Consider the following 25516-nt stretch of genomic DNA (forward strand, 5'->3'; position numbering starts at 1 on the left):
ACATGGCCTTTTTTCCAACAGAATTTTCTGAGGAACAGTTTTGCCCTGTTTTCAGTTTTCCCTATGAATTCAAAGGTTTCTAATTGACTAAAGCCCATATGCACAAGATAATTCCTGTGCAAGATGTTTTATAATTACCAATAATTATTATTTGGAAATTAGTTATCAAAATGAGTATGTGGAAATAGCGGTCATGGGACCGTGGACGTTTGACTATGCAAAAAAAGTGGTCGACCAGATAAAGGAAATAGTATCAAAGGGAGTAATTAAAAAGGTGCTTTTGGATTTATCGAAAGGGATCAAACCGGAAGATGAAATGATACGATTCTGGTCGGGAAAATACCTTGCTGAAAACGTCAGCGGAAATGTGAAAATAGCCGCCTTTACCCAGGAAAAAGATATCACCAGATTTGGCGAGACGGCCGCAATCAACCGCGGATCGTTGTTCAGGGTTTTTTCCGACAGGGAAAAAGCAAAGGAATGGCTGTTGGAAAAATAAAACCACCATAAGTAAACAGGAAACCCCGCACGCCTTCTCCGCCGGCAAGGCTTCAAAAGATATTATGGATTACCAGAATAACCGGATCTCAATAAAATTATTTGTTATTATTTTTGCGATATCCTTGACAGCCGAATTTTCTTATGGCAAATTGGCAAAACTTTCATTGTTGGAATTGGTCAAAAATTCCGATATAATCACAATCTCAACTATTTCAGATGTGTCGTGAGGGTAAAATAGAAATTGAGAACGATACCTGTAAGAATATCCATTTATTTACTGAAAAGGAAAATCAATCATTGAATAAATTTGTGAAAAGGACAAATACATTCCTGTTAAAAAAAAGATACGTTAAAGAATTAACCGATTCCCCGTTCATTTTCTTTGGCTGTATGAATTATAATGCTCCAAAAAAAGGGAAGCGCTTCCGTGCTCCCCTTTCCCCTACCCCCTCCTGAAGCCAGTAACTACCTCTTCACAAATTTCACAGCCGCGGCCTACAGTCCCGCCTATTGATGGCCACATAAATAATGTCCTACGAATTCTTTCGTTTTTTATTCGGGAAGGAATTCGGTCACAGGACATTATCAATGTTAATTTCAATAACGCGCCGCAAACCTAAGATTTCTTATTTGTTAATATGTTATAAAGATAGAAAAGCCCCTCTCCGATTCGGAGAGGGGTTGGGGCCGGCCGACCCCTCGCCGAAAGGTTACTAGGGCGGTCCGGCAACGAGGCGAAGCCGAGCCCTGAAGGAGGCCAACCCGGGCCTCAGTCTTGACAAAGGCGATGGGAACGCCCAGATTAATTCTTTTTCAAAAATACCGGGATTATTCAACCCCGGCTTTTCAACGTCGGATAGACGAACGGCGTTACTTCGTGACAACCTTCGCCAGCGACACATGCCCTTGGTTGTCCATTATCTTGACATTATAGGAGCCGGCCGCAAGTCCAACCGTGCTCATGACGTTGCCCCGCGCCTCCCGGACGCACCTTCCATCAGGGGAAATCAGCTTGATTCTGTCAATCTGGGCCGCACCCGCAACGGTGATCCGGTCATTCGCGTACCGGATGGCCGGCCTGACATTCGCCGCTGCATGGTTCGGGACAACCGCGCCGACATTCGAGACAAACGGCTCGATGGTGAGCACGAGGGAATCGAGCGGCTGCGAGCTGCCCACGATCAGCACCGAGCTCTGGTTGTTGTTGTCGTCGTAGCCGAAACCGTACGCGAGGTTATGGATGCTGATCTCGTGCAGGACCTGGGCGAACTCGTTCTTGTAAAGGCTTCTCTTGTAATAGGTTGACGGAACGTAAAAATCCGCGCCGTCCCTCGCCACGCCGCGGTTGAAGGCCGCGGAAAGCGCGGCGCCCACGTATCCGGGAAAGCCGGCGCAGGCAAACACCATCTGCGTGGTGGGCTTGCTCATTGACCCGGACTCGGCGCCGGTGAATTGCAGAACGCCGCTGCCGTCCACTGTGCCGATGTAATGCTGGGTCCCGTTGTAAAAACTGAGCGGGGTGGTCGCTCAAAGCGCCCACATCGAATCGATGTATGGCTTCAAGTAATCAACGTAGGCGCCGCCGGTGCCGAACTGGCTCGCCGAGCGCGGCGCAACCACGCGGCAGTTTTTAATGCAGCCCTGGAAAGGCGCCGACATGTGGGTCGTGAAATATTGGATGATCTGGTCCCTGGCCATCCCGGAAATGCCGCAGCTGTCGTTGTAATGCGTGGAGGACTGGCAGACCTTTGCGACAAAGGGGAAACCGAAGATGTCAACCTGCGTGGTGTTGCCGCCGAATTGCACCTGATTGTACAGGTAAGTGTACTCGAACCAGTCGTAATACACGTCATCGTTGGGATCGCCGGAGTTGTTGGGATCGGGCAGCTGCACGCCGCCGGAGCTTCCCGTCATGAACATGGGCGACCCGACGCTCATGTAAATGCGTCCGCCGCCGACCACCGGCGGTATCCTGAAATTCTTTGCCGACGTGATGCGGAACGCATAATTGGGGAAATTACGGCCTCCCTTGGTAAGGTGGCCGGGGGCGGTCACATCCGCGGCATTGAACGGCTGCGGATTGCCGAGCGAGTCCAGATGGTTCCACGCGCCGTTGGCCATGCCGATGGCATACACGTAGATCTGGCTGTCGGCATAGGTGTTCTGGGCCAGGTTATGGAAGATGCACGGAAAGCTTCCGGCAGTCTGGCCAAACAGTGTCGCGGCACAGAATACGACAGCTACAAGGCACAGCTTCTTTTTCATGGTCTCTCCCCCTATTGAAAAGTGATTTGATATACATAGTATAACCGAATTCCCGCAAAAATCAATACCCTATTTTCACCCGGAGCAATTACCATTTATAAATATAAGGCCCCAGGGTACTTTCGGGTAGGAAAATGGGTCCAAGCAATCCTTATTTGTTACCCGTTTATATAACACTTGGCAATGCGGAAATGCCTCACCCGGGCCCTTATGAAAGGGCCCTTTTTACGGGAAGAGGATGTTCGAGGTGAGGTTTATAATTGAGTGACGAAAAACAGTCCGCAGACTGGTAATTGTTAAAACCTCACCCGGGGCCCCCTTAGGCTTTATAAGGGGGTCCCTTTTTTATGGGGGAGACCGGAGGTGAGGTTTTTTTCGCGATTGAAATGATCAGTAATCTGCGATAATAAATATAACGCTGTCCGTTTCGTTTCCCGGCAAAATGATGACGTGAAAGGCATTTTCTGTTATATGATTGTGTAACAGGTGTTTAATAAGATAAAAAAATGGACGTTCCGCGGCTTCGCCGCGGCATTCTTCCCATAGTATCTTGCTCCCCTCTCCGATTCGGAGAGGGGCTGGGGTGAGGTTTAAACGACTAAAAAAATAAAACGATATTTACCATTTGAGTTATCCCCACCGCTATCAGCGCTGCCCCGAGGCAGGAGGATCAGCAGCTCGTGCTGTCCGAGCCCGTTAATCTTTACTCTTCCTTGACGGGCGAGTTCACGAGCGGCCCGACTGCCGAGGGCCAAGGCAGCGCTGCAGGCGCGGCGTTTCTTTGCTGCAGAAGAAAAGTAGGTAGGGGTTCGGGGGCGACGCCCCCGGAATAAAAATGCATCTGATTGGCATGGGCTTCGGTTGTCCACTTCACCGTTCACGCAGAAATTTTGAAAAAAAGCAGGCGTCTCATAGATCCGGGCTTTGCCCGGATACCCCCGCGCAATGAGAAATGCCGAGGCACTTGACACCGGCACCGCACCTGCTTTCTTGTTTTGTATCTTCTTTGTGTCTCCGCGGCAAATTTTTTTCCGCTACCTGGTCACCAGTATTTTCTTTTTGGCGGCAAGATCCCCCGCCCTGCCATACAACGCGAGGTAATACACGCCCTGCGGCAGCCCGTAACGCAGCGCGGAGCCCACCTCCTCCACCGAAGCGGCGATGCCGCTCCGGATGCAGCGGCCGTCGGGCCTGATCACGGCGTACCGCATGAATTTCTCGCTTTGCAATCTCAGGATCGGGGTGAAATTCCGCTGCAGCGCGCTCTCATTCTCGCACGGGCACCAGGTGATGTCGAGCTCGCCGCAGTTCGGGCACGCCTGAAAGCCGCTCTGGTTCTGATGGTCGTCGTTGGCGAACGCGTACACTTCGGCGTCGAGGTCCTTGTGCACCCATTTGGCGAAATGGTTGTAGGGCCGGTACCATTCGCCGTTGAGCGTCTCCGGGCCGATATAATAATCGGACGAGTCCGCGTCCCCGGCCAGCGTGCCGCGGTTCCATCCCGCCACCGAATCGTAGAACGATTGCGGCGCGCCGCCGAACGACCCGCCGTAGATCGCGAGCCCGCTGTACCCGTAGGCGAGCTTCATCTTGTTGCAGTAAATGTTTCCCGTATCGTAGCCGGGCTGGACGCAATAGAAATACGACGACAGGCACCTGCCGATGCCCAGGCTGTCGATGTAATCGGCAAGCTGCGTAGGGCATCCGGTCTTGAGCTGCCGCTGCATCTCGGCAAAGCTCACCGGCACGATGGTGGGGATGCAGTTTTTCGAGCCGCCCACCACCTTGACCGGCAGCGTGGCATAATCCACGAAAGAAATATTGTAGTTCTGCACGCCGGCGGGGCCGCCGCTCACGGTCATTTCAACGAACCCGTTGCAGCTCGATATCGGGGCGTATTTATTGACCACCGTGCCCGGGTCCTTGTAATAGGCCCAGCACCTGCCAGCGCCGAAATCCGGGAGCGAATCGTAAACGATGGCCGTGTTGGGAAGCATCTTCTGGGCCTTGCCGCCGTTGATGTCCGCGGTGTAGGGCATTTCGGTGAAATGGATCCACAAGGTGATGGGGCAGTTGTTGGTCACCACGATCCGCTCCGATCCGCCCGCCGCGAAGCCTGACGCAACCAGAATAAGCAGCACCATTGCCGCGGATGACACAATGCACGGCCTTGACAATTTGCTCACGGACACCCCTTTGAACCGATATTTCGCAATTGACATGATGCGCCGCCGCTCAATAATATACCGGCCCAGAAACGTTCCCGGCGGAAAATGATGCCGCGTCCGGCATTTTCCGTTACACAAACGTGTAACGAACAATGTAGTTGGGCGTACAATTTCCTGCCGTGTAAAGCCCAGGGCCGTTATATTATCACCAGGAATAAAAAATCGTTTTTTCAACAACCTTTCACCGGCAAAGGGGGAAGAATCCATGCGGAACAAAATCATCGAACAACTTTTATTAATGGTTATCGTATTGACGGCCGCGGCATCCTTCGCCGACACGTACACGCCGGAGCCCAGCAACAGGGTCAAGATCAATTTCGGCGTCACGCCGTGGAAATTCCTGCGCTCCGACCCTTCGGGCGCGCAGAACCCCGCGTTCAACGACGCGTCGTGGAAGGACGTGGGCATCCCCCACACCTGGAACGACACCGACACCTACCTCAACCAGAAAAGCGGCGGCGGGGACGGGTCGATGTACGAAGGGACCTGCTGGTACCGGAAGCACTTTACTTTAGACAATAAGTATTCCGACAGAAAAATCTTCGTGGAATTCGAGGGTGTGCACGTGGGCTGCCAGGTGTACATCAACGGCACGCTCATCCCCGGCAACAGCGCCTACAATCCGCAGGCCACACACGTGCTCGGGTTCATCGGGTTCATCGTGGACCTCACCGGCCAGGTTAATTTCGGCGGGGCCGACAACGTGCTTGCGGTGCGCGTGGGCAACGGCGGGTTTTTCACCTGGCCGGGCTTTTCGCTGGTGTTTCGGTTCGGCTCGGCGGACCAGGGACTCTACCGTCCCGTGTGGATGCACATCACCGACAAGGTGCATGTGCCGGCCAACGTTTACTCGGTTGTCAACCAGTGGGGCACCTACGTGGCGACGCTGTCGGCGAGCGACGCCTCGGCCGCGGTGCGCGTGCTCACCAACGTGCTGAACGAGGGGACCGCGGCCCAGTCGGTCACGCTCACCACCAAAATCGTTGACGCCGGCGGCACCGTGGCCCTGTCCATGGACCAGACGCAGTCGATCCCCGCGGGCGGCGGCTTCGTGTTCGACCAGAAGGGAACCGTGGCCAATCCGCACCTGTGGTACCCGAACAACAGCACCGCGGGCACGCCGTACCTTTACAAAGTGTACCATATCGTGAAGGCGGGCGGCGTCACGCTCGACGTGTTTACGTCGCCGCTCGGCATCCGCACCATCACCTGGGACCAGAACTTCCCCTATTTCAACGGCACCAAGCAGCTCCTGTGGGGCGGCTCGGGCAGGTACGACTATCCCGCGCTGGGCACCGCCCTGCCCGACGAGCAGGTGTGGCGCGATGTCAAGCTGCTGGCCGGGTGCGGCGGTAACCTGTACCGGCCCGGCCATTCCGCGGAAGGGCCCGTATTCAGCGATGCCTGCGACGCGTACGGCGTGATGCTGATCCAGCCGAGCGGCGACGGCGAAAACAACTGGGCCACCGACATGCTGGCCGGCAACACCAGCGCGGCGTACCAGGAAGGGCTCAAGAAGGAGATCCACCGCGACATGGTGATCCGCGACCGGAACCACCCGTCTATCCTCGCCTGGGAGGCGGCCAACGGCGCCTGCGACCCGACGCTGTGCGACGAGCTGCGCGCCATCGGCACCACGTGGGACTCGCTCGCGCCGCGCAAGCAGGCGGTGCGCGGGGCGCCGTGGAACCCGCTCGACCTCGCCTCCTGCACCCTCACCGGTTGCGAAATAGGAGTCAAGACCAGCGAACCGCAGTGCCCGGCCTGGGGCGCGGAAGCATGGGGACGCGCGTCGGAGCGGTGGGCCTACGATTATGAAATCGAATTCTGCGGCGAATTCCTGCAGAACTGGCGCAAGAGCATCCAGGCCAACTGCTTCGGATTGTGCCAATGGTACACGGCAGAAACGCCGGGCGAAGACAGGGCGTTCCTCGACGGAAAACAGCCCACGCGCTCCTTCGGCTCGTCGATGCTGGACTTCAACCGCATCCCGAAACTTCTCTACTACGCATACAAGGCCTGCTGGAGGCCTTATTCCCTCGAACCGGTGGTCGCCCTTTCGCACCACTGGAACCGGTCGGGCTCGGTCACGGTGAACGCGTTTTCGAATTGTCCGAATGTAAAGCTCCTGGTCAACGGCGCGAGCCAGGGCACAAAAACGCCCAATCCATGGACCGGCGCGGGCGACGGCAACGACCAGGCCACCACGCAGCTTCCGTTCCAGTGCTGGTGGAACGTGACCTGGGCATTGGGCACGCTCCTGGCGCAGGGACTTGACGCAAACGGAAACGTGGTGTGCACCGACCAGAAGGTGACGTCGGGCGCGGCCGACCATATCGCGCTCACGGTGGAGCCGCCGCTGGTGAAGCCCAACGGCGACACGTTCAAGATAACGGCCAACGGGTCCGACGCTGCGTTCATCCTCGCCACCGTGGTTGACGCAAGCGGAAATTGGTGCCCCACCGACAGCCATCTCGTCACCTTTTCGGTGGGCGGCCCGGGCAGCTACCGCGGCGGGTCCGACCAGTTTGTGGACGCCACGAAACCGGTCACCTGGCACGCGCCCATGGACCACGAGCTCACCGCCGAGGGCGGCATGTGCAAGGTGGCGGTGCGGTCGACGTTTACAACAGGGACGGTCACTGTTTCAGCGACTTCTCCGGGCCTTGGAAGCGGATCGGTGTCCTACACCGTGTATCCTGCGGATGACGGAACCGCCGCACAGCATCAAGCCGCCATGAACGTTACTGCTCCTTTTTCTCCATTTAGGATGACAACATCCGGCAGGCAGGTGAAATACTTTCTGAATTACGGCGCCATCGTGTCAATGGATGTTATGGATGCAGCGGGACACGTCATTCAAAATATTCATGAATCAAAACAAGCTGAAGGGTGGCATTCTGTCAATATTCTGCTTGATAATGGAAAAGGTGTTTACTTCATCCGATGCAGAGTCAACGGTAATGACCAAACTGTAAAGAAGGTTATGTTGATAAAATAAAATATGGAAAATGCCTCTTGCCATGCGCCAGGCAGGACTGGAGGCCGCGCTGGAGCGCGGTGCTGCCCGGCCCTCGCCGTCAGGCATAGAGGGGCCGTGGCAGCCCGAGTGCGAAACACGAGACCGGAAGGACGGCCGCCGACGCGAAGCGGCGGGGCGCCCATATCTTTATCTTGAAAATATGAATATTGGCGAATAACTTTAATCAAGGACCCCTCATGCAAAAACAAATCACAGCACTCATCCTAGTGTCGCTCCTGTCAACGTTGTCCCTTGCCGAGACCTACACCGGCGAACCGAGCAACCGCGTGAAGATCAACCTGGGAGAGACGCCCTGGAAGTTCATCAAGTCCGATCCCGCCAACGCCCAGGACTCGGGCTTCAACGACGCGTCGTGGGCGACGGTGGGCATCCCGCACACCTGGAACGACACTAACACCTTCCTCAACATGAGCTCGGGCGGGAACGCCGGCGCGCTGCTGGGAAACACCGGCTGGTACCGGAAACACTTTACTTTAGATAATGGATACGCCGGCAGAAAAATCTTCGTCGAATTCGAGGGCGCGCACATCGGCTGCCAGGTGTACGTCAACGGCGTTTTCATCCCGGGAAACAGCGCGGTGAACCCGCAGGCAACGCACGTGATCGGGTTTCTGCCGTTCGTGGTGGATGTCACGCCCTATGTTCAGTTCGGCGGCGCCGACAACGTGCTGGCCGTGCGCGTGAGCACCGGTTCGAGCTGGTTCACCTACCCGGGCTTTTCCGTCGACTTCCGCTTCGGCCAGGGCGACGGAGGGCTGTTCCGTCCCGTGTGGCTGCACATCACCGATAGGGTGCACGTGCCGCTCAATGTCTTCTCTGTTGTCAATAACTGGGGCACCTGCGTGGGCACGACCGCCGCCTCCGATGCGTCGGCGACCGTGCGCATACTCACGAACGTGCAGAACGAAGGCGGCGCAGCGGCGACCGTGTCGCTCACCACCAAGGTGGTTGACGCGACAGGAACGGTGGTGCTGTCGCTGGTGGATTCCCGCGCGGTCAGCGCGGGCACATGCCAGGTGTTCGACCAGTCGGGAAACGTGGCCAACCCGCACCTGTGGTATCCGGCGGCGAGCACGTACGGCACACCATATATGTACAAAGTCTATCACATTGTAAAAGTCAACGGCAGCACCGTTGACGTGTTCACCAGCCCGCTCGGCATCCGCACGCTCACGTGGAACACCGACTTCCCCATTTTCAACGGCCACCCGCATTACCTGTGGGGCGCCGCGGGACGGTACGACTATCCGGCGCTCGGCACGGCCGTGCCCGAGGAGCAGCAGTGGCGCGACGTCAAGATCCTCACCGAGTGCGGCGGCAGGTACTGGCGTCCCGGCCACTCCACCTGCAGCCCGGAGTTCGTTGACGCGTGCGACGCGTTCGGCGTGATGATCATCCAGCCCAGCGGCGACAACGAAGGCACGTGGATGACCGAGAACTACAACGCGGCCACCTCGCCGTACAACCAGGCGCTCAAGAGCGAGTGCCACCGCGACATGATCGTGCGCGACCGCAACCATCCGTGCATCCTGGCCTGGGAATGCGCCAACGCGCCCATCGACCACGCGTACAACGTGACGCTCATGGACACGCTGCTTAAATACGACGCGGTGGCGCCCCGGCGGCAGTCGGACCGCGGCAACGACAAGTCCGACATCGCGGTGGACAGCGTCACCTCGTGCTCGCTTGACGGGTGTGAAGCCGGGCTCAAGTCGGCGCTCATCCCGAGCCTGCCCGCCTACGGCGCCGAGGGCTTTTACAACCACGACACCCGCTTCGACTACGACGGCGAGCTCGCGTTCGCCCAGACCTTTGCGCAGAACTGGAAGAACGGCAAGCGGGTGAAGGCCTTCGGCATGTGCCAGTGGTACATGGCGGAGTCGCCCGGCGAGGACGGCACGGGCCGCAACTTCGCGAGCTCCATGATGGACTGGAACCGCATCCCGAAAATGCTGTACAAGATATACGCGGCATGCTGGACGCCGTATTCGATCAAGCCCGTCGTGTACCTGGCGCACCACTGGAACCGTTCCGGCGCAATCACGGTCAATGCGTTTTCAAACTGCCCGAGCGTGCGGCTGCGCATCAACGGCTCGGACCAGGGGACGCAGGTACCGTATCCCGACACCGGCAACGGCTCGGCCATGATGCCCGACCAGTGCTCGTGGAACGTAACCTGGGCCGCAGGCACGCTGCGCGCCGAGGGCCTTGACGCAAGCGGAAACACCGTATGCTTCGACGAGAAAATAACCGCGGGCAATCCCGACCATGTGGCGCTCACGGTCGAGCCGGAGCTTGTCAAGCCCAGCGGCGAGGCGTTCGCGATCTTTGCCAATGGGACCGATGCGGCTTTCATCCTCGCCACCATTGTTGACGCAAGCGGAAACTGGTGCCCCACCGCGTCCAACATCGTGCACTTCACGGTTACCGGCCCGGGCAATTACCGCGGCGGCGCCGACCAGATGGTCGGGTCGGGCGGCGCGAATTACCACTCTCCCGGCGACCCTGAGCTTTCCGCCGAGGGTGGCATGTGCAAAGTTGCGGTGCGCTCCACGTTCACGCCGGGAACGATCACGGTAACGGCAACATCGTCGGGACTGGGAGGCGGCAGCGCGTCGTTCACCACGATCGCGGTTCCGCCTCCGCCGCCGGTGGCTTTGGTTATGCCGCGTTCCCCGACAAGCTATCATAGTCCTGTTGCAATACGGATCGGGACGGTTGGAAAGACGATCCGTTACTGCATTGACAGGCCGGCATTCGTGTCAGTGCAAGTTCTAGACGTGGAAGGAAAGACCGTTGTGAGCGTGCCGGCGTCGATGCAGACGCAGGGATGGCATGTCGCGACAGGCGCAACGCATGCAGATCTTCCGAACGGCATTTACGTTGTCAGGTGCGCCGTAGACAATCAGCGTCTCGCGAAACGGGTGGTTATTGCTAGATAATAATAGGATGTTGAGGAGTTGACGGGTAAACGTGTTAATAAGGCACACTGATTCTATTTTTTGGATATGAATTGGCTAAAAAGATACAAATTGACCGATAAGATTTCAAATGCCGCGCGCCAGGCAGGACTGGAGGCCGCGCTAGAGCGCGGTGCTGCCCGGCCCTCGCCGATAGGCATATAGGGGCCGTGGCAGCCGGAGGCCGAGACCGGAAGGACGGCCGCCGACGCGAAGCGGCGGGGCGCCCGGATTTAAATAATGAAACCAGATAAATCTTTCGGATAACCTTGAATCAAGGACCCCGTATGCAAAAACAACTCCTCACCCTTATTTCGGTATTCCTCGTTGCCGCCGCTTGTTTCGCCGAAACCTACACCCCCGAGCCAAGCAACCGCGTCGTCATCAACCTCGGCGAGACGCCGTGGAAATTCACCAAGACCGACGTGGTGGGCGGACAGAACACCTCGTACAGCGACGCATCGTGGAAAGACGTGGGCGTCCCGCACACCTACGACGACACCGGCACGTTCGTCAACATGTCGATGGGCGGCAACGACGGCACGGTCATGCCCGGCACGGTCTGGTACCGCAAGCACTTTACTTTAGACAACGCGTATTCCGGAAGAAAGGTGTTCGTGGAGTTCGGCGGCGTACACGTGGGCTGCCAGGTGTACATCAACGGCACGTTCATTCCCGGAAACAGCGCGCTCAACCCGAACGCCACGCACGTGATCGGGTTCGTGGGGTTCGTGGTTGACATCACGGCAAACGTGCAGTTCGGCGGCGCCGACAACGTGCTGGCCGTGCGCGTGGGCAAGAGCCAGGGCTTTTACAGCGACCCGGGCTTTGCCCAGGGCTTCCGCTTCGGCCAGTCGGACGGCGGTATTTTCAGGCCGGTGTGGCTGCACATCACCGACAAGGTGCATGTTCCGCTCAACGTGTATTCGGTAGTCAACCAGTGGGGAACGTATGTGGCTACGAACACGGCATCGGACGCCTCGGCCAACGTGCGGATCATGACCAACGTCCAGAACGAGGGCGCGGCGGCGGCGAGCGTGAGCCTCACCACCAAGGTGGTTGACTACCGCAATGCCGGCAATGTCGTGCTGAGCCTCACCGCCACCCAGACCATCGCGGCGGGCCAGGCGTACGTATTCGACCAGAGCGGTGACATTGCCAACCCGCACCTCTGGTATCCCAACAACAGCGCCTACGGCACGCCGTACATGTACAAGGTTTATCACATTGTCAAGGTTGGGGGGGCCACCGTTGACGTATTTGAGACGCCCACCGGGTTCCGCGTGCTCACGTGGGACAACAACTTCCCCATTTTCAACGGCCACCAGCATTACCTGTGGGGCGCCAGCTCGCGGTACGATTACCCGGCGCTGGGCACGGCGGTCCCCGAGGAACAGCAGTGGCGCGACGCGAAGCTGTGCGCCGACGCCGGCGGCAGCCTGTGGCGCCCGGGGCATTCCACCTGCAGCAGCGAGTTCGTTCACGCCTGCGACAACTACGGCATCATGATCGTCCAGCCCACCGGCGACGCCGAGGGCGCCTTCAGCGGCGTGGCCGCCACCGACCCCAAGGGCGTCCTGAAATCCGAGCTGCACCGCGACATGGTGATCAGGGACCGCAACGACCCGTCGATCCTCGCCTACGAGACCGACAACGGCGGCATCACGGCCGACCTCGCCTCCGCCCTCAAAACGATTTCGGCGCAGTGGGACCCGGTACACACGAGGCTCCACAACGACCGGACGGGAAATTGCGGCCTCGGCGACATCCATTCCTGCACCGCGAGCGGTTGCGAGATGGGAATCAAGAGCGGCTGCCCCACCATGCCCGCGTTCGGCGCCGAGGCGTGGAACGCCACGGGCATGTCGGCGCGCTGGGCCTACGACCACCAGATCGCGTACGTGGGCGCGTACCTCCCCAACTGGGTGAAGAGCAGGCAGGCCAACTGTTTTGGACTTTGTCAATGGTATTTCGCGGAGACGGTCGGCGAGGCCGGCGTGTACCTCGAGAGGCCGGCCGGCGACTACAACGTGCGGTCGTTCGGCTGCTCCATGATGGACATGAACCGGATCCCCAAGCTCCTCTATTATGCCTACCAGGCGGCCTGGGTGCCGTTTTCAAGCAAGCCCGTGGTCGCGCTCGCCCACCACTGGAACCGCTCGGGCGCTGTACGGGTGAATGCGTTTTCCAACTGTCCCTCGGTGCGGTTGCGCATCAACGGCGCCGACCAGGGGACCAAGACGCCCAACCCGTGGACCGGGACCGGCAGCGACGCGACTGAGACCTCCACGCAGCTTCCCATGCAGTGCTCATGGGACGTGGCCTGGGCGGCGGGCACGCTGCTGGCCGAGGGCCTTGACGCAAACGGAAACGTGGTGTGCACCGACCAGCGGGTGACGGCCGGCGAACCCGACCATATCACGCTCACCGTCGAGCCGCCGCTGGTGAAACCCGACGGCGGCACGTTCGTCATCACCGCCAACGGGTCTGACGCGGCCTTCGTCCTCGCCACCGTGGTTGACGCGAACAACAACTGGTGCCCGCTTGACAGCCACAACATCACGTTCGGCGTTTCCGGGCCGGGCAATTATCGCGGCGGCTCCGACCAGTACGTTACCGTCGGCCAGCCGCTTTCCTACCATTCGCCGCTCGATCCCGAGCTGCGCGCCGAGGGCGGCATGTGCAAGGTGGCGGTGCGCTCCATGTTCACGGCGGGAACGGTCACGGTAACTGCGACGTCGCCCGGATTGGGACAGGCCGCGGTCTCGTTTATGGTGTATCCGCTGGGGACAAGTGTTGTTGCGGGCGGGTCAATCAAACAGGCAACGGCTAGGGCGACGACGCCCGTGTTCAAGACAGTCATGGCCGGCGGTAAACTCCGGTACTTCATAAGTATTCCGGGCATCGTTACCCTTACCGTACTTGACGCAAGCGGAAGGGTGCTGAAAAATATTCCGGGTTCACAGCAGGTTTACGGATGGCATCAAGCCAATCTTGCAGGGGCAAACGGCACCGAAGTTAGAAACGGAGTTTATTTCGTAAGGCTCATGGTTAACGGAAAAGAAGAAGGTACACGGCGGGTAATTCTTCTACCCTAGCAGTCCAATTGGATGATTCGGACAAGGTGTTTTTTCATCGCCAAGTTTATGAAAAAAAACCTTCTTGTCCTTTCAATGAAAATAATTTGCGGATTGCAGGCCGGCCGATTTGCATCGGTCAACCCACAATCCGCATTAGTATTCTTAAAGAATCAGTACTCTTTACTTTCCGTCTTTTCTCGCCCGGTAGGCCATTGCCTTTCTGAGCTGGTTGATCGCCTTGTGGCATGCGGCGATGGCCGCGGCCTTGTGCCCGCCGAAATTATGGGGCGCGGCCTCCATGTAGGCGATCGCGTCTTCGAGGTCCCTTACCGCGGTCGCGATGCGCGGATGCTCGTTCAGTTCCTCGCCCGCGGCGACCTGGGCGGGCGGTTCGGCGAAACTCAGTGAAAAGGGTGCCATGCAGAATGAAGCAACAAGAGCGGCAACGACGAACTTCTTCATACGACTCCTCCTGTGGTTAATGGTAAGACAGAACAGCAAAGCCTGAGACACGTGATGATGAAAATACACAGTATTTCGTCATGTATGAATGATTTATTGCATGAATCGCAATTCCAATTATTTTGGTCACAAGTGACATTTGACCGCAGCAGACCAACAGATTAAACCTTCCTTAACTTCTTTTTTTGCCCACCATCCCCTTCTTCATCAACGCATCGTACAAGGCGTTAAAAAACCTCAGCTCGCTCCTCGATGCCCTCATCAGATGCGGCCTTAGAAACCGTCTCACCTTTTCCCGTTCCCGCATCTCCAGCAAATCAACCGTTGATGCCATGAGCCGCCACACGTGATCCCGTTCCTGCTTGACCGGTGCGAGCGCCTCGTTTGCCGGTTGTACCAGCGCAGCTCCGCTCGCCAGGAACACCTCGTAGGCGTACACCATTACCGCCTGCGCCAAATTGACGGACGGATGCCGCACGGCAGTGGGAATTGTGGAAACCGCGTCGCACAGTTCAAGGTCGCCGTTGCTGAGGCCGTTCTGTTCCGATCCGAAAATCATCCCGGCCTTTTTCCCCGACGCGGCAATGCGAAACAGGCGTTTTGCCGCCTCGGCCGACGCGAGCCGTTTTTCCGTTCTTCGCCGGTCACGCTGAGTGGTGCCGATCAAATAATGAAGATCGGAAACCGCCTCAATAGTCGATGAATACTTCTTTGCCGATTCCAGAACATTTGTCGATCCGTGGGCCATCCACGTTTTGGCCGGCGGCAAGGGCCGCACCGGCTTGACAAGCCGTAGGCTTGAAAACCCTGTCACGGTAAGAGCCCGGCAGCATGCGCCGATATTGCCGGGAGTTTGGGTGCCGACAAGGATAAAAATGATATTATCACGAGGATTCATTTGCCCAAACAAAATAATATGACCCTTCCGGTCCATGTACTTATCAATTAGAAAATTGGGCTAAAACAGATCATAAAACATGCTGTTCTCCTCTTATCAAGGAAAAGACGCTTATGGTATTGGAAGAAAAAATCAAATCCCACATTATGAGTGAAAGGCCATGCTCTCCGACCGGCGCTACTGGAGGTTATTGACGAATTGGTATTTCGCCGCCGCGTTAGGGGCGACTGCAGGGCGCGCTGGAGCGCGTTGCCGGCCGGCCCTGCGCAAAAGGCGCCTCGGGCGGTCCGGCAAAGAGGCCGAAGGCCGAGCCCGGAAGGAGAACCGCCCCCCTTGCAGGTTCGCAAACCTGCAAGGGGGGAACGCCCGGATCAATTAACCTGAGAAAGCAAAGCGAGGAAATTAGAATTTGCACAGCGCGTCCTGCGGCTTTTGGTTCATGTAGCACAATTTCACCCAGCCGGCCGACAGCGGACCGCTCGAAAGCCGGACCTCGTCGATGCAGCCGATCCATTTCTGCTCGGTGTTGCCCACATTGGAGCCGAAGACAAGGTCATTGACATTAGAGAACGCGTTGATGAGCGGCGCGCTTATGTAACTGCCGTCGACGTAAATCGCGCACACGCCGTTGTTCCAGACCAGGGTGATGTAATGCCAGCCGTGCAGCGACCATCCGCCGATCACGTTGAGCGGGCCGTTGCCGATGGAGTCTTCGGCGCGTATGTCAATGGCGCTGTCGTTGCCGCTGATGGTGAGCAGCTCGAAGCCGGCCGAATCGTTCCATGCCCGCTTGTTCGAAATGATGCGGTTGTAGCCCGGAACGGCGGCGCCAAGCCATTGCGCCCACACCGAAATTGAAAACCGGTTGTTGCCGTCGATCGACGATGAATACGGCACGGCCCAATACGCGCTGCCGTTGAACCGCATGGCACCGCCGATGAGGCCGGTGTCGGCCGCGGGCGTGGTTGCCGCCGACTGCGTGACGAGCGAGTGCCCGAGGCCGCTGGCGTCATCGGTCCCGTTCATGTGCCACACGCCCATGTACCCGAACGTCCTGCCGAACACCTGGCCGCCGTCGGAGAAATTACCGGTGTTTTTCTTGCCCCAGTACATGATTATGTCGGTGGTATCGTTGCCGTACACCGTGTCGACGTTCACCCATACCGCCGCAATGCGGGCGGCCGGGTCCCATCGCTCGATTTCGTACCTGAGGTGGCGCCCGTTCTTCTTTGCAAACCTGATGTCCTGGCCGTCGGTTTGTGTCTGTCCGAACGCGATCGCCGATTGATCGAGCCGGACAAGGACTGGGAAATTCATGACGGTGTCGGCCACATCGGCGCCGGCCGGCGTCGTCACGAGATGAACGGTGCGCGAGTACGGCCATTGGCTGTAGTCCTCTTCGTCGAACATCTGGAGAACCATGGTGTCGACATGGGTGGGAAAGCCGGGGTCCACCACGACGTTGGACACGCTGACCGGCGGCACCGCATCGGAAAAGGCGGAATACAGCAGGGAAAAATTGCCCTGCGGGACGCGCGGAAGCAGATAGGACCCGGAAACGGGGTCGACGCGCGCGGCGCGCAGCAGCCCGAACGTGCGGACGTAAACAGGTGTTGCTCCGGTGTACCGCACGGTCCCGGTGATGAATCCAACCGGTTTGAGCGACTGGGTTTTGAGCGTATGTTTTGTCTTTCCCGTGGCCTGCAGGGTGCAGGCGATCGCGGCGCCGAGGGTGTCGTGCGCGATTTCCACCAGATACCGTCCGTTCGGGAGGGAATCGAAATAGTACTGGCCATTCGCATCGGTAAAGGCATCAGGGGCGGGGACCTGCCCGCTCGCGAGGGCGGTGTCGCCCAGGGAATCACTCGACCTGACATACACGCCTGCGCCGGCGACCGGGGTTCCGTTTTCGTCGGTGACGAGCCCCGCAACGGCATTGGGAAAATCGTCGGCGGGAGTTTCGGCAACGCGCGTGCTCACCGTGCAGCGGACCGCCACGAGCGCCGCTGCCGCGAGCAACGTCAGGCACGCCGTGAGCCGCTTACTCATTGCCCGCCCCCAGCGTGGAAGTGCGCGGGAAAAGCTGGAAATTGAACTGGTAAATCCGCATGTCTTTTTTCGGGTCTTTTTCATGGTCCGCGGCAGTGGTGAGCACGTATTCCTTGAGCTCCTCGAATTTTTTCGTGAGCTCCGGCACGATGTTCGCGGGCAGGCCCACCATGAGCGAGCTGATGTAGCGGTCCTCGGGCTCTATCGCGTCAATCGCCTTGGTGCTGTGCTCGATCCAACGCCGGTGCAGGTTCTTGATCACCTCGCGCAGCTCCACGACATTGGGCCTGAGCTTCATCATGGTCACTTTGTAGCCCTTTCCCTTGTCTTTCTCGATGATGCCCAGCGCCTCGAGCACTTCCACCGCTTCCCGCACCTGGGCGACATTTACACGCGGGAAAATTTTATCGGCAAGTTTCTTGTAGTCGCCGTCGAACCCCTCCACCGCGATGATCTCCCGCACCACGGGATTGTACCATTTAAGATAATAGTTCGCGTACTTGAGCGACACATCGTTGAACAGCGTCTTTGATTTCGCTTCAAGCAATTTTTTAAGGAGCAGCTCCTTTTCCTCGCCGTCCTTTGACTGGTCGTATTTGACAAGATACTTGAAATACCGGGCGCGGTCTTCCAAAAGGTCCATGCCTTTGATCATTTTTTTGGCCGCGTTGTCCGAAAGTTTTTTCCGGCGCTTCACCACGTCGATAAAAAATCCCTGGTTGTTGAACCCTGCCTTACGCGCGAACACTCGGTAAGAATAAAGTGGATTGATCCGCTTCTTTGCGTCGAAAAAATCGGCAAGGAACCGGCGGTAATCGAGATATTCGTAGATTTCGGGGAGAGGATTCATGGCAGTATAATTATAAGGGATTTTGGGAGAAAAATCAAGCATTATTTTACTGATTTTATGTAACATCTCAACTGATTGATATTTAATTAATTACTATTATTTTATTACACAATTATTATTATGTTTTGTAGAACATTTCAGATTGCAGCCAAAGAAATGATTCTCTTGATCGGTAATTATATGTTATCCAACAAATCCCCAATAAAGTTTTGTATTTAATGAACGGTCTGATGATGCGAAGATGTTTTATTACTGTTGGGTATGCAAAGCTATCTGAAAGAAACCTTTCGAAGCAATCATCGTCATGAAAATATTTCTGCAAAATTTACAACAACGGTCACAGATTTAAAGCGAGACTTTTCAAAATTAATAATAAAAAAGGCCCTACACCTGTCGATGCCGGGCCTTTACCTTACCGGTTTTCAGTAATCTGATTGGAGAGTCTGTTTTCCAATCCCCCCTTACTGATGTACCGGTCCCCCCATATTTTCGCCACTTTCAGGCGAACCATTCTGCAAAATAAACCTCTTCCCGTTTGGTTTACAATGCTGGTCTGCTGATAATATAAGCTGTAATTGACGGAATACAGTGAAAGGAATGAAGAGAGGGAAAATTCGTGTTCACTCTAGTGAACAGACTGAAATCAGTTTTACTGATTCTCTGATGATGAAACGAGATTGATTCGGCGTGTCATTCCAGCGAAAGCGGGAACCCTACCAAAAAAAATTGGACGGATTCCCGCAAACACATGAACGATTTCAATCATCTAACAATTACTGACTGTCAACTTCCAACATCCAACTTTCAACTTCTTTAAAACACCATCGTTATGAACGAATGCGCCGGCACCGACGGCTTGACAATCTGCGTTCCCTGCTTCAGCTTAATCGACACCGCGGCCGCGGTGCGGTTCATGATCACGACCGCCACGCTGCCGTTGCCGTTGCGGAACGCGGTGAATTCCACGTTGGCCGGGATGGAAGTCGCCAGATACCCGATGCGCACCGCGCCGGGCCGCACGTATTTGCTGAAATGCGCGATCATGTAATAATGCGGCTGCACGATATACGTTTTGCTGTTGCGGTTCATTATGACCGGCGCGCTGCCCACGCTGCCCGTCCAGCCCGGCCCTCCGCTGTCATCGACGCACAGGTTCCACTCGTTCCAGCCGTTGCCCCAATGGTTCATGTCGCCGATGAGGTCGTGGCCTTCCCGTTCGGCCTGGCCCCAATCGACCTTGTAGGTGCCGTCGGCATTGTAGCCCTTGAACGGTTCCGCCACCTCCGTCTCCACGAGAATCTTCCCGGGATATTTGTCGTGAAAAGCAACAAGGCTGTCGAACATATCTCCCGAGTACCAATGGTAGGCGGCGCCGAACGCGTATTTCCCGGACATCGTGTCGCCGATGATGGTGTTGCCCCACGAATTGAGAAGGTCTTTGTTGTGATCCCATATCATCACGTTCACCTTGCCGAGCAGGCCCTCGGCCCGCAATTGGGGGCCGAAGTTGTCCCTCAGGAGCGTCTTCTCCTGCTGAGACGTGTACGAGCACGAGGGGTACCATGGCGAATCAAAGGCCGGCTCGTTCTGCATGGTGATGCCCCATAGGTCAATGCCGTTTTGGTTCATCTGCTCGACATATCTGCACAGGTAAAGCGCGAACGCGGCGTAGCAGTTGGTGAGCAAGGAGCCATGCAGCCAGTTGTTGGTGGTTTTCATCCACGGCGGCGGGCTCCACGGCGCGGCGAAGATCTTAATATTTGCGCCGGGCACCGCCTTTGCCTGCTTGATCATGGGGATCATCCATTGCTGGTCGTGCAAGAGGGAAAAATTATTCATGGAGAAATCATTCGCCGTGGTATCGTAGAAGTACGGCCCCACGGAAAAATCGCTTGAGCCGATCTGGGTCCGGCCCATGGTAAAGCCCGCGCCCGTAAAGGGGTTGAAGAACAGGTCCATGATTTCCTTGCGCGGCGCCGGGCCTATGTCGTTCATGCTCCACACGGCAGCCTCGGTGAACGCCGCGCCGAACCCGATGATGGTCTGGAACTTCTGAGTGGTATCAATGCTTATCGTCGGCATGGTGGAACCGTCGTCCGCCGCGAACACGAGCGGCGTCTTGACCGAAAGCCGGTCGCCCGCCTGCGAGGTCTGGACAAGGTAAACGCTCCCGGCGGGTACTGTTTTGTCAAGGACAAAGTCGTAGGTGCCGATGTAATTGTCAATGGCAAGCGAGGCCGTGTTGTAGCCGACGGATCCCGCGAGCATCGAATCAACCATGGCGGAAGACTTTGCAAGGCCGGTTGACACAGGGTTATTGTTCTGATTGACAGCCTGGCCGTGGATGGCCATGGTTCCATCAACGACGGGCATTTTAAACACGGCTGAGGCAGCCCCGATGCCGACCTTGAGAAAATAGAGCTGCGAGGCCAGACGAGAAAATCCCGATAAGGGACTCATCTGATAGCTGCCGCGGTCGAGCCACTTATCAACAAGCGAAATGATCTTCCTGCCTGAAACATCATACATCCCGACGTTGACGTGCTCCATTTTGCCCGACACCGTAAAGTTCAGGACGTTTCCCGTTAAGAAAGACATCATTGGGCCATGTCCCGGTTTTTGAGGCAATGCCGCGGTTGCTCCGGTCACGATGGAATAAGCGCCGCTCGAGTCCGTCACCGCGGATTTGCCCGCGGCAATCACGCTCACCATGGCGCCGGCAATGCCGGTGCCCGAGGCGTCCTTTACCGTGCCGGTGATAGTGATCTGCTGGGCGTAAAGTGTTGAACTGAGGATTAAAAAACAGGAAAAGGCATACCGCGTGCGAGATAACGCTGACATGACAACCCCCTTGAATTATGCCCCCTTCCCCACACCCTAAAATTTAAACCTTTCTTGGATAATTATCCAACGTTTTTCTTATATTTATATGGCAATGACGTTACGGCCAGTTTTATTTCTTTTGATTCCCGATCGCTATCCAACGGGGCATCACGAGGGCTTCCGCAGAGATTCGTGACGCCAAAATTCCTTTTTGTTTAAAACAGTCGTGTAATGCATACATTTTGTAATTATATTTATGGTAATAATGTCTCGTCTGTTCCGCTGTTAAAGACATTTAACAAGGGGGATTTAATGACTGGTTCAGCAAGTCCGGGCAAGACGATTTTCCTTATTATAGCAGGAGTAGCGCTGTTCGCCGTTGTCGTGAACGCGGAAATTCCCGCTGGTTACAAAGGCAAGCCTTACCCTCCGGGCAGCGCGCCGCATGAGATCCCGGGGAGAATCAGTTTTCACGATTATGACTATGTTTCGCCGTCCCAAGGGAGCCCGAATGGGGTCACCTTTATCCAGGACGACCTGGCCGGTTCGGCGGCGGGAAGCACGGCCGGCGGCCGAGACGGCAGCATTCCAGGCATTCCCAAGGACAGCTGCAATGCGTGGCCGGCGATGTGGAAAACCAATCATCACACTGATGACGGAATTCCCGACACGTTTTACGCAGCGGGTGTCGCGTGGCCCAACGGAGTGCGGTTTCCGGGCCCGGACACGAGCGTAAACGATTGGTATATCGGCGCCAGTCACCCGGACGGCATGACAAAGTACACGATTCACGTTCCCAAGGCGGGAAAATATTGGATCAGTTCGATCTGGGCCTCGGCTTCGCCGCCCGCCCAGTACCACCTCAGTTTCTATAACGGCGCGAGCACGGTGAGCACGCCGTCCGTCGTATGCAACGGCATGACCGCAAGTTATCATGCGTGGTATAAGTTTTCCGATTTTGCCTCCGTGCAGCTCGATTCCGGCGTTCAGGTGATGCAATTTCAGAACGAATCGATGCACCTCAACCAGGACTTCATCTATATAGCCGCGGATTCCGGCGACTTCACCACCGGCATCGAACAGCCGGCGTCAAAAGCCCCCGGCGCACCGCAGTCTAATCTGTCAATAGACCGGGGAACCATCAGGTTTGCGGTCCCCAGCGCAGGGAAAACCAAGATTTCGGTATACGACTGCCTCGGCAGGGAACTGCTGACCGTTCTGGACATGAGCGTGGCGGCGGGCCGGCATTCGGTGGCGCTGAACCAAACCGGCCTGAAAAAGGGAATTTACTTTTTGCGAATGGAGCAGGGAAATGCGAGCAGCGTGACTAAGCTCGAGCAGATCAGGTAGCTCGCTCCACGTTCTCTTATCGCAAATCCCCGGAGATGGTTTCCGGGGATTTTTTTTGCATAAATTCCACTTATTGAACCTTTCTTATCATTATATTATTTACCGGGAAGAGGAGAGATATTCCAAAAATTTCATTCCTCTATAGCGAGGGGGGTCAAATGAGGTGTTCCAGGTTGCTCCTGGCCGTAGTGGCGGTGGGAGTTTTTTTTGTGTCGCTTTCCACTGCGGCAATTCCGGCCGGCTATATCGGCAAACCCTATCCGCCGGGCAGCGGCCCCCATGAGGTTCCGGGAAGAGTCAACTTCCATGATTATGACTACGTATCACCGTCGCAGGGGCAATCAAACAACGTAACTTTTATCCAGGACGACCAGGCATATGGCGCGGTCTCCGGCGGCGGAGACGCCGGCGGCAGGGATGGCAAAGTCGCGGGCATCCCTTCTGACTCCGACAACGCGTGGCCCGCTTTCTTCGCAACAAACAAGTCGCCCTACGACCTCGACACCTTCTATGAAGCCGGCAAGGCGTGGCCAAACGGCGTTCGGTATCCCGACCCTGTTGATACATCGGTAAAAGACCGGTATATCGGCGCAAGCCACGCCAACAGCATGACGAAGTTTACCATCCATGTTCCAACGGCCGGGAAATATTGGATCAGCTCAATATGGACCTCCGATGCGCCGCCGATCCAGTTTCACATTAATTTTTTAAACGGCGCCAGCACGGTGAGCACACCGACCATCACGCTCACGGGGATGCCCGCGAGCTATCATGCCTGGTACAAGTACAGCGATTTTGCGTCCGTAACACTCGATTCCGGCATTCAGGTGATGCAATTCCAGAACGGATCCATGCATCTCAACCAGGACTTCCTGTATATTGCCGCGGATTCCGGCCAATTCATCACTGGCGTTGAGCAAAGGCCGATGCCCTCGGCACGCGCACCGGTCTTCGGTCTGTCAATCAGCCGTGAAACGGTCCGCTTTACGCTTCCCGATGCGGGAAAGACGAAAATATCCTTGTTCGATTGCCTCGGCAGGGAAATGTTCACCTTCCTCGATCGGAGTACGGCGCCGGGGAGCCACGCAGTCCCGTTGAATGCAGCGGGAATGAAAAATGGTATTTACTTTGTGCGAATGACGCACGGAAATTCGAGCAGCGTGGTAAAATTTGAGCTGACCAGGTAGTCGATAACTAGTGATACCCCCCAAACCCCGGGGAAATTTTCCCGGGGTTTTTATGGAAAAAATCCTATTTGTTAATTTCAGATATTTTTTTGTTTGCAATGACAGAAAACCTGCGCGGCTCAGGTTTTAGCGCCCTTGTCGGAAGCGCGAGCCCAATTTATATTATCAAACCGACAGGACGCAGAACCGGTTGTAAAGCATGTGAAAAAGAAGGAAGGCCCTATGAAACAATGGCTTTTACTGATGGCTTCTTGCCTTTTCCTGGTTGTTGGATGCGCCAACAATCCGACCCAGCCCCCACCTGCAGCACCTACTGCTCCGACCAGTGTATCCGCCATAGCAGGCGGCAATTCGGTTACGGTGGCGTGGGATACCGTTATTGGGGCAAAAAATTACAATCTGTATTATAAACAGGGGACAACGGTAGATACAGCAAGCGGAACAAAACTCACTGGTGTGAAGTCACCGGATACTGTAATTGGCTTGACGGCTGGAACCCAGTACGCCTTTGCCGTATGCGCAGCGAATGCAGGAGGAGAATCGGGCTTGAGCGGAGTGCAGGCCGCGACGCCTGAGTTGGTCGACATCGACGGAAATGTGTATCATACGGTCACAATAGGCACGCAGGTTTGGATGGCGGAGAACCTAAGGACAACAAAGTTTAATGACGGCACGGCGATACCGTTGGTTACCGTTGATACAGAATGGGCCGCGCTCACAACACCCGGCTATTGCTGGTACGATGATTCAGACTCTTACAAGGCGACCTATGGCGCTCTTTACAATTGGTATGCGGTAAACACCGGCAAACTGGCCCCAAAAGGCTGGCATGTGCCGACCGACTCGGAATGGACAGTGCTCTTCACATTTCTGGGCGGCACAAACGTGGCCGGGGGAAAACTGAAGGAAACCGGGACGGCGCACTGGGATTCTCCCAACACCGGTGCAACCGATGATTATGGATTCGGGGCGCTTCCGGGCGGTTGGCGTATGTTCCTTGGGTCATTCTACTATATAGGCTCCCTGGGTTATTTGTGGACGGCTACGGCACACGACGCCACGAGCGCGCAGGACATTGCTTTTGTCAGCGACAACACCTACGTGGGCAGATACTTCAACGCTAATCAATGCGGGATTGGTGTCCGGTGCGTTCGGGATAATTAAGACTCCCCTGCCGCCAAACGGCGGAGGGTCTTCCAAAGCTGTGCAAAATATTTTACATATTTCTCCGATTTCAAAAAATTAAAGTTCCTATAATTCAATAATTTTCAGAGGGGGATTGAATGGGTAATGCACGTCGTTTTTCGAGGTATCTTCTGGCCGTCTTGGCCGCAGGCGTAACGTTCGTATCGCTTTCAAACGCGGCGATTCCCGCAGGATACAAAGGGTTGCCTTATCCTCCGGGCAGCGCGCCTCACGAGATTCCGGGGAGAGTCAACTTTCACGACTATGACTGGGTGCCGCCGTCTTTGGGTAGTTCGAATGGGGTAACCTTTATCCAGGACGACCAGGCCGGTTCCGCCGGAAGCACTGCCGCCGGCAGGGACGGAAAAGTTGCAGGCATTCCGGCAGACTCCGACAATGCCTGGCCGGCTTTCTACCTGACGTGGCACGCGGACCATGATACCTTTTATGCAACCGGCGTTACCTATCCCAACGGCACGATATACCCGGGACCAGACACGGCGCTCGCTCACGCCGACTACTATATAGGCGCCAGCCATCCGGACGGAATGACAAAGTACACGGTTCATGTTGCTATGGCGGGGAAATACTGGATCAGCTCCTGCTGGGCGGCAGACGCGTGGCCGATACAGTTT

Annotated in this window: 14 protein-coding genes and 1 pseudogene; 8 read left to right on the forward strand and 7 right to left on the reverse strand. The window is 56.4% G+C overall.

Annotated features, from left to right (window positions below):
- Positions 1 to 178 precede the first annotated feature (178 nt).
- Complete coding sequence (locus VLX68_08255; protein HUI92224.1) at positions 179 to 499, forward strand: hypothetical protein; 321 nt, start codon at positions 179 to 181, stop codon at positions 497 to 499.
- A gap of 872 nt (positions 500 to 1371) precedes the next feature.
- On the opposite strand, the pseudogene VLX68_08260 reads toward VLX68_08255, so the two are convergent.
- A pseudogene (locus VLX68_08260) lies at positions 1372 to 2766 on the reverse strand (beta-1,3-glucanase family protein).
- A gap of 1034 nt (positions 2767 to 3800) precedes the next feature.
- Entirely contained in the window at positions 3801 to 4952 is a 1152-nt protein-coding gene (locus tag VLX68_08265; protein ID HUI92225.1) for a hypothetical protein, read from the reverse strand.
- Between the two features lie 247 nt (positions 4953 to 5199).
- On the opposite strand from VLX68_08265, the gene VLX68_08270 reads away from it, so the two are divergent.
- The 3 genes from VLX68_08270 (at position 5200) to VLX68_08280 (ending at position 14095) form a co-directional block, all read left to right on the forward strand.
- Positions 5200 to 7995: a DUF4982 domain-containing protein gene (locus VLX68_08270; GenBank protein ID HUI92226.1), complete on the forward strand. Its 2796-nt coding sequence runs from the start codon at positions 5200 to 5202 to the stop codon at positions 7993 to 7995.
- A gap of 218 nt (positions 7996 to 8213) precedes the next feature.
- Positions 8214 to 10979 carry a DUF4982 domain-containing protein gene (locus VLX68_08275; GenBank protein HUI92227.1) on the forward strand — a complete coding sequence of 922 codons (2766 nt, stop codon included), beginning with the start codon at positions 8214 to 8216 and terminating at the stop codon, positions 10977 to 10979.
- A gap of 305 nt (positions 10980 to 11284) precedes the next feature.
- Entirely contained in the window at positions 11285 to 14095 is a 2811-nt protein-coding gene (locus VLX68_08280; GenBank protein HUI92228.1) for a DUF4982 domain-containing protein, read from the forward strand.
- A 162-nt stretch (positions 14096 to 14257) separates the two neighbouring features.
- On the opposite strand, the gene VLX68_08285 is transcribed toward VLX68_08280, so the two are convergent.
- From VLX68_08285 to VLX68_08305, 5 genes are all read right to left on the reverse strand, one after another.
- On the reverse strand, positions 14258 to 14539 hold the full coding sequence (locus tag VLX68_08285; GenBank protein ID HUI92229.1) for a hypothetical protein: 282 nt from the start codon (positions 14537 to 14539) through the stop codon (positions 14258 to 14260).
- Between the two features lie 172 nt (positions 14540 to 14711).
- Entirely contained in the window at positions 14712 to 15473 is a 762-nt protein-coding gene (locus VLX68_08290) for an RNA methyltransferase (protein HUI92230.1), read from the reverse strand.
- 366 nt (positions 15474 to 15839) lie between these two features.
- Positions 15840 to 17486 (reverse strand): DUF2341 domain-containing protein, encoded by a 1647-nt coding sequence (locus tag VLX68_08295; GenBank protein ID HUI92231.1) that lies wholly within the window; start codon positions 17484 to 17486, stop codon positions 15840 to 15842.
- On the reverse strand, positions 17479 to 18336 hold the full coding sequence (locus tag VLX68_08300; GenBank protein ID HUI92232.1) for a TIGR02147 family protein: 858 nt from the start codon (positions 18334 to 18336) through the stop codon (positions 17479 to 17481). The genes VLX68_08295 and VLX68_08300 overlap by 8 nt, the downstream gene beginning before the upstream one ends.
- A gap of 813 nt (positions 18337 to 19149) precedes the next feature.
- On the reverse strand, positions 19150 to 21177 hold the full coding sequence (locus tag VLX68_08305) for a glycoside hydrolase family 30 beta sandwich domain-containing protein (GenBank protein HUI92233.1): 2028 nt from the start codon (positions 21175 to 21177) through the stop codon (positions 19150 to 19152).
- 294 nt (positions 21178 to 21471) lie between these two features.
- Between VLX68_08305 and VLX68_08310 the strand changes: the two genes are divergently transcribed.
- The 4 genes from VLX68_08310 to VLX68_08325 form a co-directional block, all read left to right on the forward strand.
- Positions 21472 to 22509, forward strand: coding sequence for a T9SS type A sorting domain-containing protein (locus VLX68_08310; GenBank protein HUI92234.1), 1038 nt, complete (start codon positions 21472 to 21474; stop codon positions 22507 to 22509).
- Between the two features lie 158 nt (positions 22510 to 22667).
- Positions 22668 to 23696 (forward strand): T9SS type A sorting domain-containing protein, encoded by a 1029-nt coding sequence (locus VLX68_08315; protein ID HUI92235.1) that lies wholly within the window; start codon positions 22668 to 22670, stop codon positions 23694 to 23696.
- A 222-nt stretch (positions 23697 to 23918) separates the two neighbouring features.
- Positions 23919 to 24860 (forward strand): FISUMP domain-containing protein, encoded by a 942-nt coding sequence (locus VLX68_08320; protein ID HUI92236.1) that lies wholly within the window; start codon positions 23919 to 23921, stop codon positions 24858 to 24860.
- 119 nt (positions 24861 to 24979) lie between these two features.
- Positions 24980 to 25516 (forward strand): hypothetical protein (locus VLX68_08325; protein ID HUI92237.1); only part of this gene is annotated, 537 nt, incomplete at its 3' end.

The organism is Chitinivibrionales bacterium (assembly GCA_035516255.1).
GTDB lineage: Bacteria > Fibrobacterota > Chitinivibrionia > Chitinivibrionales > FEN-1185 > FEN-1185.